This window comes from Streptomyces sp. Je 1-332 (assembly GCF_040730185.1).
Taxonomy (GTDB): domain Bacteria; phylum Actinomycetota; class Actinomycetes; order Streptomycetales; family Streptomycetaceae; genus Streptomyces.
This window is the reverse complement of the sequence record NZ_CP160402.1, coordinates 14226-27562: the sequence shown is the minus strand read 5'-3', so window position 1 is coordinate 27562 and position 13337 is coordinate 14226. Positions and strand designations below refer to the sequence as shown.

Annotated in this window: 14 protein-coding genes and 1 pseudogene; 10 read left to right on the top strand and 5 right to left on the bottom strand. The window is 68.6% G+C overall.

All coding sequences use genetic code 11. The features are described from left to right. Nucleotides 1-37: 37 nt before the first annotated feature. Nucleotides 38-211, top strand: a complete 174-nt coding sequence (locus ABXJ52_RS00150; RefSeq protein WP_367038191.1) for a hypothetical protein — start codon at nucleotides 38-40, stop codon at nucleotides 209-211. Nucleotides 212-309: 98 nt separating this feature from the next. Then, on the top strand, nucleotides 310-1242 hold the full coding sequence (locus ABXJ52_RS00145) for a hypothetical protein (RefSeq protein ID WP_367038190.1): 933 nt from the start codon (nucleotides 310-312) through the stop codon (nucleotides 1240-1242). A gap of 13 nt (nucleotides 1243-1255) precedes the next feature. Here ABXJ52_RS00145 and ABXJ52_RS00140 read toward each other — a convergent pair whose 3' ends face one another. Together ABXJ52_RS00140 and ABXJ52_RS00135 are read right to left on the bottom strand one after the other, a co-directional pair. Then, nucleotides 1256-1372: a DUF6233 domain-containing protein gene (locus ABXJ52_RS00140; RefSeq protein ID WP_367038188.1), complete on the bottom strand. Its 117-nt coding sequence runs from the start codon at nucleotides 1370-1372 to the stop codon at nucleotides 1256-1258. 48 nt (nucleotides 1373-1420) lie between these two features. Further along, on the bottom strand, nucleotides 1421-1618 hold the full coding sequence (locus ABXJ52_RS00135; protein ID WP_367038186.1) for a hypothetical protein: 198 nt from the start codon (nucleotides 1616-1618) through the stop codon (nucleotides 1421-1423). A 182-nt stretch (nucleotides 1619-1800) separates the two neighbouring features. On the opposite strand from ABXJ52_RS00135, the pseudogene ABXJ52_RS00130 reads away from it, so the two are divergent. Then, a pseudogene (locus tag ABXJ52_RS00130) lies at nucleotides 1801-2618 on the top strand (IS5 family transposase). A 176-nt stretch (nucleotides 2619-2794) separates the two neighbouring features. Here ABXJ52_RS00130 and ABXJ52_RS00125 read toward each other — a convergent pair. Genes ABXJ52_RS00125 through ABXJ52_RS00115 form a run of 3 tightly spaced genes read right to left on the bottom strand, consistent with a single transcriptional unit; the run spans nucleotide 2795 to nucleotide 7192 of the window. Then, nucleotides 2795-3331 carry a peptidylprolyl isomerase gene (locus ABXJ52_RS00125; RefSeq protein ID WP_367038184.1) on the bottom strand — a complete coding sequence of 179 codons (537 nt, stop codon included), beginning with the start codon at nucleotides 3329-3331 and terminating at the stop codon, nucleotides 2795-2797. After that, nucleotides 3328-5703 (bottom strand): DPP IV N-terminal domain-containing protein, encoded by a 2376-nt coding sequence (locus tag ABXJ52_RS00120; protein ID WP_367038183.1) that lies wholly within the window; start codon nucleotides 5701-5703, stop codon nucleotides 3328-3330. The genes ABXJ52_RS00125 and ABXJ52_RS00120 overlap by 4 nt, the downstream gene beginning before the upstream one ends. 28 nt (nucleotides 5704-5731) lie before the next feature. After that, the gene (locus ABXJ52_RS00115) at nucleotides 5732-7192 is read right to left on the bottom strand and encodes an MFS transporter (protein WP_367038181.1); all 1461 of its coding nucleotides are present in this window, start codon (nucleotides 7190-7192) and stop codon (nucleotides 5732-5734) included. A gap of 168 nt (nucleotides 7193-7360) precedes the next feature. Between ABXJ52_RS00115 and ABXJ52_RS00110 the strand changes: the two genes are divergently transcribed. The 7 genes from ABXJ52_RS00110 to ABXJ52_RS00080 all read left to right on the top strand — a co-directional run bounded on the left by ABXJ52_RS00110 (nucleotide 7361) and on the right by ABXJ52_RS00080 (nucleotide 13297). Then, nucleotides 7361-7849 (top strand): helix-turn-helix domain-containing protein, encoded by a 489-nt coding sequence (locus tag ABXJ52_RS00110; protein ID WP_367038179.1) that lies wholly within the window; start codon nucleotides 7361-7363, stop codon nucleotides 7847-7849. A 596-nt stretch (nucleotides 7850-8445) separates the two neighbouring features. Then, nucleotides 8446-8688, top strand: coding sequence for a hypothetical protein (locus tag ABXJ52_RS00105; protein ID WP_367038177.1), 243 nt, complete (start codon nucleotides 8446-8448; stop codon nucleotides 8686-8688). After that, nucleotides 8688-8900, top strand: a complete 213-nt coding sequence (locus ABXJ52_RS00100) for a MarR family winged helix-turn-helix transcriptional regulator (RefSeq protein ID WP_367048704.1) — start codon at nucleotides 8688-8690, stop codon at nucleotides 8898-8900. The genes ABXJ52_RS00105 and ABXJ52_RS00100 overlap by 1 nt, the downstream gene beginning before the upstream one ends. Nucleotides 8901-9152: 252 nt before the next feature. Then, on the top strand, nucleotides 9153-10973 hold the full coding sequence (locus tag ABXJ52_RS00095; RefSeq protein WP_367038175.1) for a protein kinase: 1821 nt from the start codon (nucleotides 9153-9155) through the stop codon (nucleotides 10971-10973). 448 nt (nucleotides 10974-11421) lie between these two features. Beyond that, complete coding sequence (locus tag ABXJ52_RS00090) at nucleotides 11422-11607, top strand: hypothetical protein (protein WP_367038173.1); 186 nt, start codon at nucleotides 11422-11424, stop codon at nucleotides 11605-11607. 242 nt (nucleotides 11608-11849) lie between these two features. Then, nucleotides 11850-12428 (top strand): carboxymuconolactone decarboxylase family protein, encoded by a 579-nt coding sequence (locus ABXJ52_RS00085; RefSeq protein WP_367038171.1) that lies wholly within the window; start codon nucleotides 11850-11852, stop codon nucleotides 12426-12428. After that, nucleotides 12425-13297, top strand: a complete 873-nt coding sequence (locus ABXJ52_RS00080) for an RNA polymerase sigma-70 factor (protein WP_367038169.1) — start codon at nucleotides 12425-12427, stop codon at nucleotides 13295-13297. The genes ABXJ52_RS00085 and ABXJ52_RS00080 overlap by 4 nt, the downstream gene beginning before the upstream one ends. Nucleotides 13298-13337 lie beyond the last annotated feature (40 nt).

Genomic DNA, 13337 nt, shown 5'->3' with positions numbered 1-13337 from the left:
TCACGCGCGCTGGACACCCCGACCACGCCAGCGCCGGGTGCGCCGCGCTGTCGTCCAGTGGTGCGTGCCCGCCGGTGGGTGGTACCGGGACAAGGACCTGCTGCCCGGTGACCTGGAGACCGTCATCGACGCGGCCAGTGCCTTGGATGACACGGTTCGGCAGATCCTGCGCGAGAGCGGCCTGGACCGGGTCCTCCCGATCGACCGCTGACGTGAGTGATCAGCGGCTCAGCCAGATGCGCGGCCCCAGGCGAACTCGGCCAGAACGGCCGTCTGTTGCAGGGGAGTTCGGCCGCATACGCTCTGCGCATGGGGAACAAGGGGAAGAAGCAGCGCGGCCGCCGAAACCGCTCTCCGCAACAGCGGCCTGCCCGCCGGCGTGTCGTCCCGACGCAGCGTGCGGCATCACGGCCGATGGGCGCGTTGCCCCTCAAGGGCAACCTCGGCATGCAGGCCACCTTGCTGGAGCAGGCCCCGCCGGACCAACTGGTCGAGCTGCTCCTGCCGCACCTGTGGGCGTCGATCGCCGAAGAAGTGGGGGCGCCGTCGAACATCTGCGTCGACGCGGCGCTGGCCCTGCGGCACGCGTTCGGGCAGTACGGCATCCGCTCGGAACTCCAGCCCGTCGACCTGAACATCCGCACCCAGGAGGGCGGCGAGGAAGTCTTCCGCACGTCCGAACAGTCCTGGAGCGCGGACGGCACGGTCTTCCACGGCCACTGTCTGCTCGTCCTGCCCGACTCGCAGCGCATGGTGGACGCGACCGTGGAACAGTTCGCGCAGATCGCAGCCCTCGAACAGGGGCCGCTGATCGGCAGGACGGCCGCCGCCAGCCAGGAGATCGGTCCAGGCGAGCTGATGCCCCCGCACTCCCGGCTCCTGGTACAACGTGGCGATCTGCTGCTGCGCTACACCGTGCTCGACGAGCCGCGCGCCTCGCTCCTGCGCGACGACCAGTTCTACGTCTCCCGCCACGCGGCCGAACACCGGCGAGCCGGGATCAATCTCGCCTCGCTCATGCTCCTCGCGCTACGCGACCCCGAGGTCATCGGCCGGGCCCGCCAGGCACCGTACCCGCGCCTGCGGGCGCTGCTCCGCGTTGTTGCAGACGCTGACCACCAGGTGGATGCCGCGCGTGACTTCCGCTTCCGGTTGCCTGACGCCGCAGGGCAGGACCAATGGCTTCGGCTGGACGAAATCCCCCTCCCGCCCACTACACCGGCGGCGTATCCAAGGTACTGATCGACATTCACAGCTAGTCGAGGATGCCGAGTTCCGTGTCGGGTCGGCAGTGCGGGCACGCTTCGACCCGTTCGTACAGGGCTCGGCGCGCCTGGTCCTGCGTGACACCGCGGGACCGCTTGCCCGCCATGTGGCATCCGCCGACGTGGACGTCGACCTCGGTTTCGTGGCTGATCGGTCATGAAGCGTTCGGCGGCCGACCGAGCCAGAAGGCGATGGAGGGCTGGCCGATTCCGGCGGGCGAGCCGTCGTGAGCAAGGAACTCCGTCGAAGCGATGCAGCCGTCGCCCGGATCGAGGCGGACGCGCAGGCAGCGCATCCGGTGTCCTGCGGCGACGTGTCGGCGGACGACCGGCACCCTGGTCGCATGCTCCACCGGCTACGTCCGCCTCATCCATCTGTCCGACGGCTAGAAGGCGCCGCAGGTCCGCGACGCACTTGCCGAGTAGACCGCCGACTGGCCCGCGAGTCTGCGACGCATACTCACTTGGGGCTTACTGCTTCTAACAAAAGCGGTTGATCATGTGACTCTTGGCGCGTCGGCTCGTTGGTCTGGTTGTGGCGAAACGTCAGTCGCGGCCGTGGATCGTGTCGGATGAACTGTGGTCGCTTATCGAGCCGTTGCTGCCCGAGCCTGGACCGAAGCTGGCACAGGGCAGACCGCGGGTGCCCGATCGGCAGGCCCTGTGCGGGATCTTGTTCGTGCTGCATACCGGCATCCAGTGGGAGTATCTGCCCCAGGAGCTTGGCTTCGGCTCGGGAATGACCTGTTGGCGGCGCCTGGCCGCCTGGAATGACGCCGGCGTCTGGGACCAACTCCACGTCGTCCTGCTGGAGAAGCTGCGCTCGAAGAACCAGATCGACTGGGGCCGGACGGTGATCGACTCCTCCCACGTCAGGGCAGCTCGTAAAGGCCCAAAAGCGGGCCCAGCCCGGTCGACCGCGCACGGCCGGGCAGCAAGCACCACCTCATCGTCGACGGCCAGGGCATCCCGCTCGCAGTGACCCTGACCGGCGGAAACCGCAACGACGTCACCCAACTCCTGCCCCTGCTCGACAAGATCCCAGCCGTCGCGGGACGGGTCGGCAGACCGCGCCGACGCCCTGACGCGCTTCTCGCCGACCGCGGCTACGACCACGACAAGTACCGCCGCCTGCTCTGGCAGCGCGGCATCCGCCCCGTGATCGCGAAACGAGGCGAGCCACACGGCACCGGCCTGGGCATCTTCCGCTACGTCGTCGAGCGCACCATCGCCTGGCTCCACGGCTTCCGCCGCCTGCGCATCCGCTGGGAACGGCGCGACGACATCCATGAGGCCTTCCTCGGTCTCGCCGTCTGCCTGATCACCCACCGCCACGTCCAACGGCTTTGTTAGCGCCTTTTAGGTCGTGAGCTGTAATACCACGAGGAGGTAGAGGACTTGACCGGCTTCCGAATCTACTTCTGCGACCTCACAGCCCCTGACAGCGGGCACCAATGAAAGTAACCAACGGACTCAGTTGGGAGTTCGAGTGGTGCGTCGTGATGCTGTTCCTGTCGTGGGGTGGGTCGTCAACGCAGTACCTGCGCCGCAAGGATGGGGACCGGGTCGGTCAGGATCTGCCCTTCCATTGCGTCGACCGGCGCGGATCCATGGCGCGGCCGGGCGTGCAGGCTGCGGACGACGTCCATGCCGGAGGTGACCGCTCCGAACGCCGCGAACCCGAGACCGTCGGGCAGGCGGGCGCCGCCTGCGTCGAGGGCCGACTGATCGCCCAGGCAGACGAAGAAGGTCAATCCGCTGGCGGTGCCCGGCTCGCCGCGTGCCAGCGAGACGGTGCCGTTCCGGTGACGCAGCCCGGTTTCGGTGGTGCTCTCGTGCGCGATCGGCGCGCAGTTGGGCACTGCCTGGATCGGCGCGGCCTGCAGGATGCTGATCGGGGGTGTGCCCTGGTCGTTGTCGGCGTCGACGGCCCGCAGGAAGGAGACGTGGGCGAGGTTGCCGTGCTCGGCATGATGCAGGAAGTCGCCGGCCGAGACGGGTGCGCGGTCGGTGTCGGCTTCGATGGTGAGGGTGCCGAGGCTGGTCGCGAGCCGCACGGCGGTCATTTCGCACGCTCCGCCGGGGCGGGGGTGTTGGCGGCGGCCTTGGCGAGGATGAGCTCGCTGAGCGGGGAGGCCATTTTGATGCCGGAGGGCGGGGTGTCGTCGAGAAGGTGGGTGACGAAGTAGTCCAGGCGTCGGCGCAGCGCGTAGCCGGTCATCTCGTGGCCCGCGTCGGGCAGCAGCACCAGGTCGAAGTCCTTCTCGGCGTCGATCAGGGCCTGGGTGAACTGGAACAGGCCGGCCGGGTGGCAGCCGGCGTCGCGCAGACCGTGGATGAGCATGAGGTGGCCGCTCAGGCCCTCGGCGTAGGTGCGTGCGGCCTGGGTTTGGTAGTGCTCGGCGTCGAAGGTGCCGTGATAGCGCTCGCCCCAGCCGTGCCAGAACAGGGACAGGTCGTAGTTGCCGCCGCCGGCGACCGCGACGGTGAAGAAGTCGCCGCGCCGCAGCGCCGCGAGTGCGGTGGCGTAGCCGCCGCCAGAGAATCCGGTGATGCCGACGCGGGACAGGTCCATTGCGGGGTAGTGCTGGGCGAGTTGCCCGAGTCCGGCGATGTGGTCGTCGATGTCCGAGGCGGTGTGGGCGGCGCGCCAGGAGGCTTGCCGGAAGTCGCGTTCGCGGTAGGCAGTGCCGCGGCCGTCCAGAACGAGCACGAAGGCACCGAGGCGGGCGAGTGCGGCGGACTCCAGGAAAGTGATGGTCTCGCCGAAGTCGGTGAAGGGCGCCCTGGGGGTGTGTGGGACCTGCGGCCCGCCGTAGATGTGGTCGATGACGGGATACGACTTTGCCGGGTCGTAGTCGGCCGGCTTGAACAGCAGGCCGTACAGGTCGGTTGTCCCGTCGTCGGCCTTGACCTTCACCGGCTCGGGCCACTGCCAGTCGCTGGGCAGGCCGACGTCCTGGGCCTGCTCCAGCTCCAGCAGGAGTCGGCCGTCGTGGTCCCGCAGCACCGTGTGGGGCAGCCGTCCGGGACGGGAGACGGTCTCGACGAAGTGCTGGCCGTCCGGGGAGAACCCGGAGACGCGGTTGGGGTCGGTTCCGGTCAACAGGTGCAGGGCGACCAGGCCGAAATCGCCCGGCCGCCACACGGTGTGGTCCCCGGGTTCGTCGGACAGGATGCGGACGCTCCCGCCATCGAGGGAGGCGACCGCGGGCTTGCGCAGATAGGGGTCGTCCTCGGCGAGATCGATGCCCCCGGCCAGCACGTGCACCTCGCGCCGTTCGGCGTCGACTCCGTGCAGCTCGCGGACCTGCCATTCCCCGCTCGTGACGGCGTTCAGCAGGGCCCCGGTGGCCAGGTCGTACCGGTAGAGGTGGCCGCGGCCGGATCGTTCTGAGTACCAGATGAGCTCGTCGGTGCCCGGGACGGGGGTGATCAGGGTGCGCGTGTAAACGTTCACGCCGAGTTCCAACGGGGTATCCGCGGTCTCCGAGAACACCACCGTCGTGGCGCCGGTGGCGAGGTCGAACGCGACCACATGGGCCCTCTTTTCGCCACGTTCGATGTCGACGAAGTAGGCGGTCCGGTTGTCCTGGCTCCACCATGCCAGGCCGTTGGCGAAGACAGTGTCGTTCATGCGGACCGCGGCAAGACGCGGGTAGCGGGCCTCGATTTGCCGACCGGTTTCCAGATCGACGGTCAGGATGCGGAACTCGGTGACCCGCGGGTCGCCGGGCAGGCTGGTGCGGTGGGGGTGTATGACCGGGCGGGCCCCGGGGGCTGGGACGAAGTCGACCCAGGGCAGTTCTGGGACGTGGCGTTCGTCGGTCTGCAGGGTCAGGAAGTACCGCGAGTTGGGTGACCACAGTCCTTGCGCGCCCTCACCACGCATCGCGGCCGAGGCACGCGAGGCGACGGGCGGGCTCGCATACGCGTTGTGCTCCTCACCGTCGGTGGTCAGCTGCCGGTCGGCGCCGGAGGCGAGGTCGCGGACCCACAGATTGTGGCCGCGTACGAAGGCGGCCGTCTTGCCGTCCGGCGCCTCCAAAGACAGCGACTCGACCACCTCGCCGCAGTTGCGCAGGGTCCCGCCGTCGGCGAGATACTCCCAGCGGCGTCCATGGAACTCGAAAGTGGCCAGCAGTGGGTCGAGGGCGAAGTCCAGGCCGCGCAGATCTGCGTGGTCGGTGTCGATGCGCGTCTCCAACGCGGCTTCCAGGGCCACCCAGACCGGAGCCAGCTGCAGCGTCTGGACGTGCTTCGTGTGCGCGTTGACGACGCGCGCCTCGCGGCCGTCCGTCCCGTGACGGAGATACCAGAAGCAGCCGGATTCGCCGATCCACCGGGGATGCACTTCTGCGTTGATGACGAGCTGGGAGTGGTCGCCCAGCAGTTGCTGGATGACGGTGTATCGGCTCTGCCAGTCGATGGTGTTCACGAGGGTCTTGCCTTTCTGATCGAACAGATCACTGGACCGTTGTCGGCCCGGTGGCCTTCTCGCTCGGCGCGGGGCGTGCCGCCCGGCGCGTACTGCCGGGAAGGAAGCGCATGATCACGAGTGGGAGCAGGATGAGGGCGGCGGACAGCAGGAAGCCGTGCTGGAATCCGCGTTCGGTAGGAAGGGCCGTGGTGGGGTTCGTGTTCGCGGTGATGACCGCGGCGGCGATCTGAACGCCGAGGGATGCTCCGATGCCGCGCGCGACGCCGCTGACGGCGGTCGCGACGCCGGTTTCGGCTTCCTCGACCGAGTCGATCACCCCGACGTACAGGGCAGTCGACGCCGCGCCCACACCGACACCGGTCGTCAGCAACAGGACGAGCACGATCTGCCAGGGCGAGCTGTGCCACTGCATCGCGAACAGCAGCCCCGCCGCGGTCACGACCAGGCCGCCCACGACCACCACGCGGGAGCCGACCCGACGTACCAGCAGGCCGGCTGCCGGACCGACGACGACCGCGACGACAATGCCGGGGAACAAGTACAGGCTGATGTCGCCCGGCGAGGCCCCGAAACCGAATCCGGCCACCGCCTCGGGCACCGCCAGCAGCTGGGGGATCAGGAAGTTCGGGACCGCGTAACCCGCGCCCAGGACGCCCGCGACGATGCTGGAGCTCCACACGCCCCGCCGGCCCAGCAGCCGCAGGTCTACGACGGGATCCTGAGCGCGGCGCTCGACCACGACCCACGCGGCCCCGGATATGAGGGTCAAGGCGAAGAGGCCGAGGGTGGTAATGGAAAGCCACCCGTTCTCCGGGATCTTGGACAGGTTGTACATCAGGGCGCCTAGGGCCACCGCCAGCAGGAGGCAACCCGGCCAGTCCAACCGCGCAGCCGCCCGCCTTCCTGCGCTGCCGCGGGGCAGCACGAAGTGGGCGACCATGGCCAGGACCGTCACCAGCAGGGTGGGCAGCAAGAACATCCACCGGCGCGACAAGGTGTCCGCGAGCTGTCCCGAGACGAGGATGCCGGCGCCGCCGCCGGCGGTGAAGAATCCCGTGATCACACCGACCGACGTGGACATCCGCTCGGGAAACGACTCGCGCAACACGACGAACGCCACCGGAAGCACGCCGGCCCCTAGCCCCTGCAGGAACTGGCCGACCAGCATTACCGGCAGCGAGCCCGCGAACGCCGAGGTGGCACCGCCCGCCACGATGCACCACACGAGGACGAGCAGCATGCGCCGTCCGCCGTGGGCATCGGCGAGCTTGGCGGTAATCGGCATCGTGACCGAACCGGCCAGCAGCAGCGTGGTGGACAGCAGGCCCGCCTGCGCCGGGGTCAGCCCCAGTTCTGTCTGGATAAGCGGCAACGCGGGCAGTGGAAGGCTCTCCACCGCGCCGATAGCGATGGCGAGCGCGGCCAGGACGGCGAGGGTGACAGGTGTACATCGGGTGCGGGAAGCAGCCGGGGCAAGGTCCGACACGACGATCTCCAGGAGGCTCAGGCGAGTGGCGATGTTCCGTGCCGGTCGCGGCGTTGCCCCCGCGGCCGGTGACCAGCGTGTACCGGCTACAGGTCTGTAGCCGTCGGACAGGGAACTCTAGAGGCCGTTCACTTAATTGTAAATGGCCTCTTCTGATACCGTGACGCCATGCAGCGATCGGAAGACGCATTGGGGTGGCAGGGGGAGTTCATCGAGCGGCTCGCCGAGCACTTCGCGGACCGGATGCCGAAAGCAGCCGCACGCATGCTCGGGGCCCTGATGGCCACCGACGAACCCGATCTGTCCAGCAAGGACCTCATCAAGGCACTGGGCATCAGCCCCGCGGCGGTGTCGAACTCCGGCCGGCTACTGCTGCAGATGGGGCTGGTCGAGCGCAGCGTCTCGCCGGACACCCGACGCGATCACTACCGCGTGCGCGACGAACTGTGGGTCCACTTGTTCCGCGAGGGATTCACCATCGTCGGCAACACCCTGACCCTCCTCGACGCCACCCTCGAGCAGGCGCAGGGGACTGGTGGCAGGGCGATCACGCGGATCCGGGACATGCGGGACTTCTACTGGTTCCTCGGCCAGGAGATGCCAGCCATATTGGACCGATACGAAGAATGGCAGACCAAGCAGCGACCCCGAGCGTGACCGGAGCAGGAGCGCCCGTTTTCTCCTTGAGCAGCCGGCCCGGTGAGTCTCTCCAGCACACGGCTCGTAGGACGTAGCACACGCAGGAGTCCCGGTGGCCACATAAGGTCCGGTCGAGAACGACGCCGCCTTCAGTCCCAGTTGCCTCGAGAGTGCCGGAGCAGGTGCCATCTGCAGGGCAACTCCAGTGCCAGGTAGGGCGGAACGCAGACTCCACTCGCCCAGTCCAGGCAATGTCACGCGTGCCGTGTAGCGCGAAAAGTCGCACTGGGGCGGCCGGGCCTGCACCTGCGCCGTGCCACGGCTCGTGGCACGGATTCAGAACGCGGGGTACCCGGCCGAGCCGAGCAATCAGATACTCGCGAGGCAACATCCGCTGGCCCCGTCCACGGCCTGGTTGAGGCGCTGAACGTACTTGGGCACCGAGGATGGGCGACGTAAAACGTTGCAGCGCTCCGCTCGGTCGACAGCCCGGCCTCGGGCGCGTCGTACACGACCTTCACCACGTCGAACAGGCGCTCCGACAGCTCACACGCCACACTTCCTTCCCTGTCGCCTGCTGTGACGAGAACGGCCCGGCCCGGACCGAGTGCGACATGGACAACGACCACCTCGGCCAACCGAAGCCGCGTGCCGGGACAGAATCCCTGGCGCTGGACACCGACCTTGGCTGGGCGATCCGCATGGTCTCCACGGCGATCCGCCGCGTCGCCACCGGCTCCGTCGCAGACCTGCCCGGCGGAGCCCGCGGCTACCTGGTCCTGGTGCACCGGCCGGCGGCGGTAAGCCACCCACCCAGCTCGCCCTGGCCAAAGAAGTCAGTCTCGATCGCACCGTGATGACCTACCTCCTCGACGACCTCGAAGCCCACACTCTGGTGACCCGCAAGCCAGACCCACGCGACCGGCGCGCCCGCCAAGTCCTCATTACCGACACCGGGCAACCCACCTCGTGTTCCGGGACGGTGACGTCCAGGGTGACCGGTTCGATGCCGTCGGCCCGGACGGCGTCCGCTTCGCTGTCGGTGCGTACCCCGGCAAGGACGTGGTAGCCATTGCGGCGAGGACCTGTGCCGTCGCGGCTCCGATGCCCGACGAGGCACCTGAGACGACGACGAGCAGTCACCGGGAGCGGCGGGGTGAATGATGGGGGGATTGTGGACGGCGCTCCGTCTCACGTCGCGTCCTCCGCGGTGAACCCCTGCTCCAAAGTATCGAGGACGGCCACCGCGTCGGGTGGGTTCCCCGAGCCGGTCACATGGGCCGGTCCCGGACTCGCGCGAGGTGGTCGGTAGGTTGGAGGGATGAGCAGTGGGGGTGGACAGCGTCTGGTGGCCGGCCGGTATCTCCTGGTCGAGCTCTCTGGACGCGGTGGGATGGGGACGGTCTGGCGCGCGAACGATCAGCTCTTGGAGCGTGTCGTCGCCGTCAAGGAGATGCACGTCCAGCCGGTCGGCGAAGCGGGCGATGAGCGCGGGGAGCGGGCCCGGCGAGAGGCGCTCGCCGTGGCCCGAATGGCACACCCGCACGTGATCGGCATCTATGACCTCGTCCATGAGGACGATCGGGTGTGGATGGTCACGGAGTACGTCGACGGGCCTTCGCTCGCCGAGCACGTGTCGCACGCCGGCCCGCTGGACGTCGCACGCGTAACCGAGATCGGCGTACAGCTGCTCGATGCCCTTGACGCGGTGCACGCGGCAGGCGCCTTGCACCGTGACGTGAAGCCGGCGAACGTGCTGATGCGCTCGGACGGCCGGGTGGTGCTGTGCGATTTCGGGATAGCCACGATGGCCGGGTCGGAGTCGCTCACGGTGCCGGGCGGGGTCATTGGATCGGTGGAATACATCGCACCGGAGCGCTTGACCGGAGGGGACGTCGGGGCGCCGAGCGATCTCTTCTCGTTGGGCTGCGCACTGTCCGCGCTGCTCTGCGGCCGTTCGCCCTTCGCGCGATCCGTTCCGGCTGCCACCCTGCACGCCGTGGCGAACGAGGCGCCAGACCTTCCGGCAGCTGCCGCCGGCCCGCTGCGCGATGTGCTGGAGGGCCTGCTGTGCAAGGACCCGGCTGAGCGCCTGTCGTCAGCAGGAGCGGCGCGGCTCCTGCGCTCGGCGGCCATTGAGACGCCGCCCGGTCGCGGGAGCACGCGGGTCTGGGCGGCTCCGCCTCCGGAGCCGGAGCGGCGGCGGCCGCGCGGGGTACGCCGTCCGCTCGTGATCGCGGCAGCTCTGGCCCTGGCCGCCGGGGGTGCGACTGCCGCAGCGCTCCTGCCAGGGACGTTCTTGCGGGGCGGCGAGGCGGATGCCGGCAAGGCGGCGGCCGCGCCCGCGCAGAAGAAGCTGCGGGTGATGACGCTGAACACCTGGGATGCGGGCAAGCACGTCGAGCACGGCGCGAGGGCCATGGCTCGGGTGATCAGGCTGTCGGGCGCGGACGTGGTGGCGTTGCAAGAGTCCTCGAGTGCACTGACGGCGGAGATCGCCGCGCAGCTCGGCTGGAAGCATCGTACGGACAGCGGCACAGACGTCGAACTGCTGAGCCGTAGACCGGTCCAAGGCCGCGACTTCTTCTCCGACGAGGAAAGCGGCGCGGAGGCGGTCGCGGCGCGGGTGGACGGAGTATGGGTGTACTCGGTGCGTCTCGACCCGGAGGACTACGGTCCGTACAACGCCTGTTTCGACAAGGACGCCTACGACGACATCTACGCCGACGAGGACACCCGCACGTCGCAGGCCGAGGCTGTGGCGCGGTGGACGGGAGCCTCCCCGGCGATCGTGGCGGGGGACTTCAACGGGCCGTCCCACCTGGACTGGACCGAGGACACAAAGGATCACCACTGCGATTCGGTGGTCGAGTGGCCGGCGACGAAAGCATTCGCTGACAGCGGCTTCAAGGACTCTTTCCGCGAGGTGAACCCGGATCCGGCCGCTGATCGCGGCGATACATGGTCCACCGTGTGGAAGCGCAATACCGCGTACGACGACTATCCCGAGCCGCAAGACCGGATCGACTTCGTCCTGCACAAGGGCGGAACCACGAAAGCGGTGGCGTCCCGGGTGATCGGCGGCGGGCAGACCTGGCCATCGGATCACCGGGCAGTGCTGACGACCTTCCGCTTGGGCTGAGAAGTACGCCGCACCGGCCCTTCATCGAACGCCACTTGACGGGGCAGCTCGGAGTTGCGCTGCCAGCAGGAACTCGACGTGCAATCCGCAAGGCCCGGAGCCGCAAGAACACCCTTCTCCAGGCTCGGTGAAGCCCGACGAGCGCTCACGGGAGCACTGGACGGAACCGGCACATTGCACGAGCCTCAGGCCCAGGCGCCGCTTCCACCTGGCCCGCCGGGTGACCAGCGCGAACCCGGGCGTGACACGGCTTCCACCTTGCACGAGGCTGCACTGGATGAGGCGGTGCAACTGACGGCGGTCGATCGTTACTACCTCGGCTACGAGTCGTTCCTGCATACCCGCGGGCCTGAGCCGAACCGCGAAGAGCTGGCCGCGCGTTTGGCCGGACACGGGATCACCAACCCGCAGGGACGAGGAGCAGTGAAACCCGCAGGGACGAGGAGCAGTGAAACCCAACGCGGTCGGCCGCTACCAGCTCGAGTTCCGCGCCTACACGGTGTGGGCTGAGATGTGCGAGGCGACGGGGGCGGAGCCGGGCCTGCCAGCGCTGCTCGAAGCGGTCGACGAGCGAGGAATCAAGGGCCTTCCCAACCGACCGCTCACCGCTGAAGTGGATGACCTGCACGCGTAATGAAGATGGGCCCGCCCGCGTCCCGCCTCCCACGGGTTGGAGATGACAAAGTGGGCCAGCGTTTGACGGTTGCTGTCCTGACCCAGCCGGGCGTCCATCGGCTCCACCGACCTGTGCCTGCCAGCAACAGGCCACGCAGACTGCGTGCTGACGGTTCCTGCGCGATGGCGTTGGGTGGGTGTCACATTCCTGGGCCCGGTGGTGTCTTCATGTGCAGCAGGCAAACGTCCAAGGAGGACATGATGGCTCTACGTGTACCGAAGGCCCAGCTCCCCGCCGAGCTCCGCGAAAGCCTGATCAATCAGTTGGGCTCGGTGCCCGAGCCCAATGAGGTGCTGTGGAACAATCCCAAGCTCGCCGAGGCCAACCAGGAGTTTGCGGCCAAGGTGGCCACGTGGGATGCGGCCGACGCGAGTCTCAAGACGTTCGCGCACATGGCTGTCGCGGCGCGGGTCGGCTGCAGTTGGTGCCTGGACGTCAACTACTTCGCGGCCCAGAATCAGAGCCTGGACCTGGCCAAGGCGAGTCAGGTTCCGCGCTGGCGGGAGTCTGAGGTGTTCACGCCGTTGGAGCGGGAGGTGATGGAGTACGCCGAGGCCATGACGGACACGCCGACGGCGGTCACTGATGAGCTGTCGGCGAGTCTGCTGGGCCGGCTCGGCCCGGCGGCGCTGGTCGAGCTCACCGTGTTCATCGGCTTCGCCAACCTGGCAGCCAGGTGCAACACGGCACACGGGATCACTTCGCAGGGCTATTCCGATGCCTGCGAGCTCCCGCTGGCGGCGCGACCTGAAACGTCCGACGCAGGGACGGCGGCATGACCCAGGACCCGTTCGTTGCCCACCGCAGCCTGCTGTTCACGGTCGCCTACGAGATGCTGGGCTCCGCGGCCGACGCGGAGGACGTGCTGCAGGAATCCTGGCTGCGGTGGGCCGGGGTCGACCAGTCGCGGGTGAGCGACGCGCGGGCCTACCTCGTCAGGACCGTCACGCGACAGGCGCTCAACCGGCTGCGGACGTTGGCGCGCAGCCGCGAGGACTATGTCGGCGAGTGGCTGCCGGACCCGTTGCTGACCAGCCCTGACGTCGCCGAGGACGTGGAGCTCGCGGAGAGCGTGTCGATAGCGATGCTGACCGTCCTTGAAACGCTCGGGCCCACGGAGCGGGCGGTGTTCGTGCTCCGCGAGGTCTTCGAGCTGCCGTACGGCGAGATCGCCGAGGCCATCGGGAAGTCCGCGGCCGCGGTGCGGCAGATCGCGCGGCGAGCATGCGAGCATGTGGCGGCCCGGCAGCCGCGGGTTCAGGTGAGCCGGTCGGAGCAGCAGGCCGTGGTGGAGCGGTTCCTGCTCGCCTTGCGTACCGGGCAGTTGCAGGAACTTGTGGAGGTCATGGCGCCGGATGTGGTCCTGGTCGCCGATGGTGGCGGACTGGCGGCCGCCGCTCTGGCTCCGATCCACGGGGTCGATCTCGTGGCGAAGGTGCTCGCGCGCACGAACCGGGTGCAGGTGGCCGCGCTCACGACGACCCCCGTGTGGCTCAACGGGGCACCTGCCGGCCGGATCGAGATCGACGGCGAGCTGGCCACGGCGGTGAGCCTCGTGGTGGAGGACGGACGGATCACCCGGGTCTACTTGGTGAGAAATCCACTGAAGCTGACGAGACTGAACGAACCGGTTGAACTCGCCAGGTAGGGCGGCTTGCGGCAGTGCGCGTTCCGGGCGAAACCACCCG

Coding starts and splice junctions, on each gene's coding strand:
- ABXJ52_RS00145 (WP_367038190.1), top strand. CDS start 310: ATGGGGAACAAGGGGAAGAAGCAGCGCGGCCGCCGAAACCGCTCTCCG.
- ABXJ52_RS00140 (WP_367038188.1), bottom strand. CDS start 1,372: ATGGCGGGCAAGCGGTCCCGCGGTGTCACGCAGGACCAGGCGCGCCGA.
- ABXJ52_RS00125 (WP_367038184.1), bottom strand. CDS start 3,331: ATGACCGCCGTGCGGCTCGCGACCAGCCTCGGCACCCTCACCATCGAA.
- ABXJ52_RS00110 (WP_367038179.1), top strand. CDS start 7,361: ATGCAGCGATCGGAAGACGCATTGGGGTGGCAGGGGGAGTTCATCGAG.
- ABXJ52_RS00105 (WP_367038177.1), top strand. CDS start 8,446: ATGGACAACGACCACCTCGGCCAACCGAAGCCGCGTGCCGGGACAGAA.
- ABXJ52_RS00100 (WP_367048704.1), top strand. CDS start 8,688: ATGACCTACCTCCTCGACGACCTCGAAGCCCACACTCTGGTGACCCGC.
- ABXJ52_RS00095 (WP_367038175.1), top strand. CDS start 9,153: ATGAGCAGTGGGGGTGGACAGCGTCTGGTGGCCGGCCGGTATCTCCTG.
- ABXJ52_RS00085 (WP_367038171.1), top strand. CDS start 11,850: ATGGCTCTACGTGTACCGAAGGCCCAGCTCCCCGCCGAGCTCCGCGAA.
- ABXJ52_RS00080 (WP_367038169.1), top strand. CDS start 12,425: ATGACCCAGGACCCGTTCGTTGCCCACCGCAGCCTGCTGTTCACGGTC.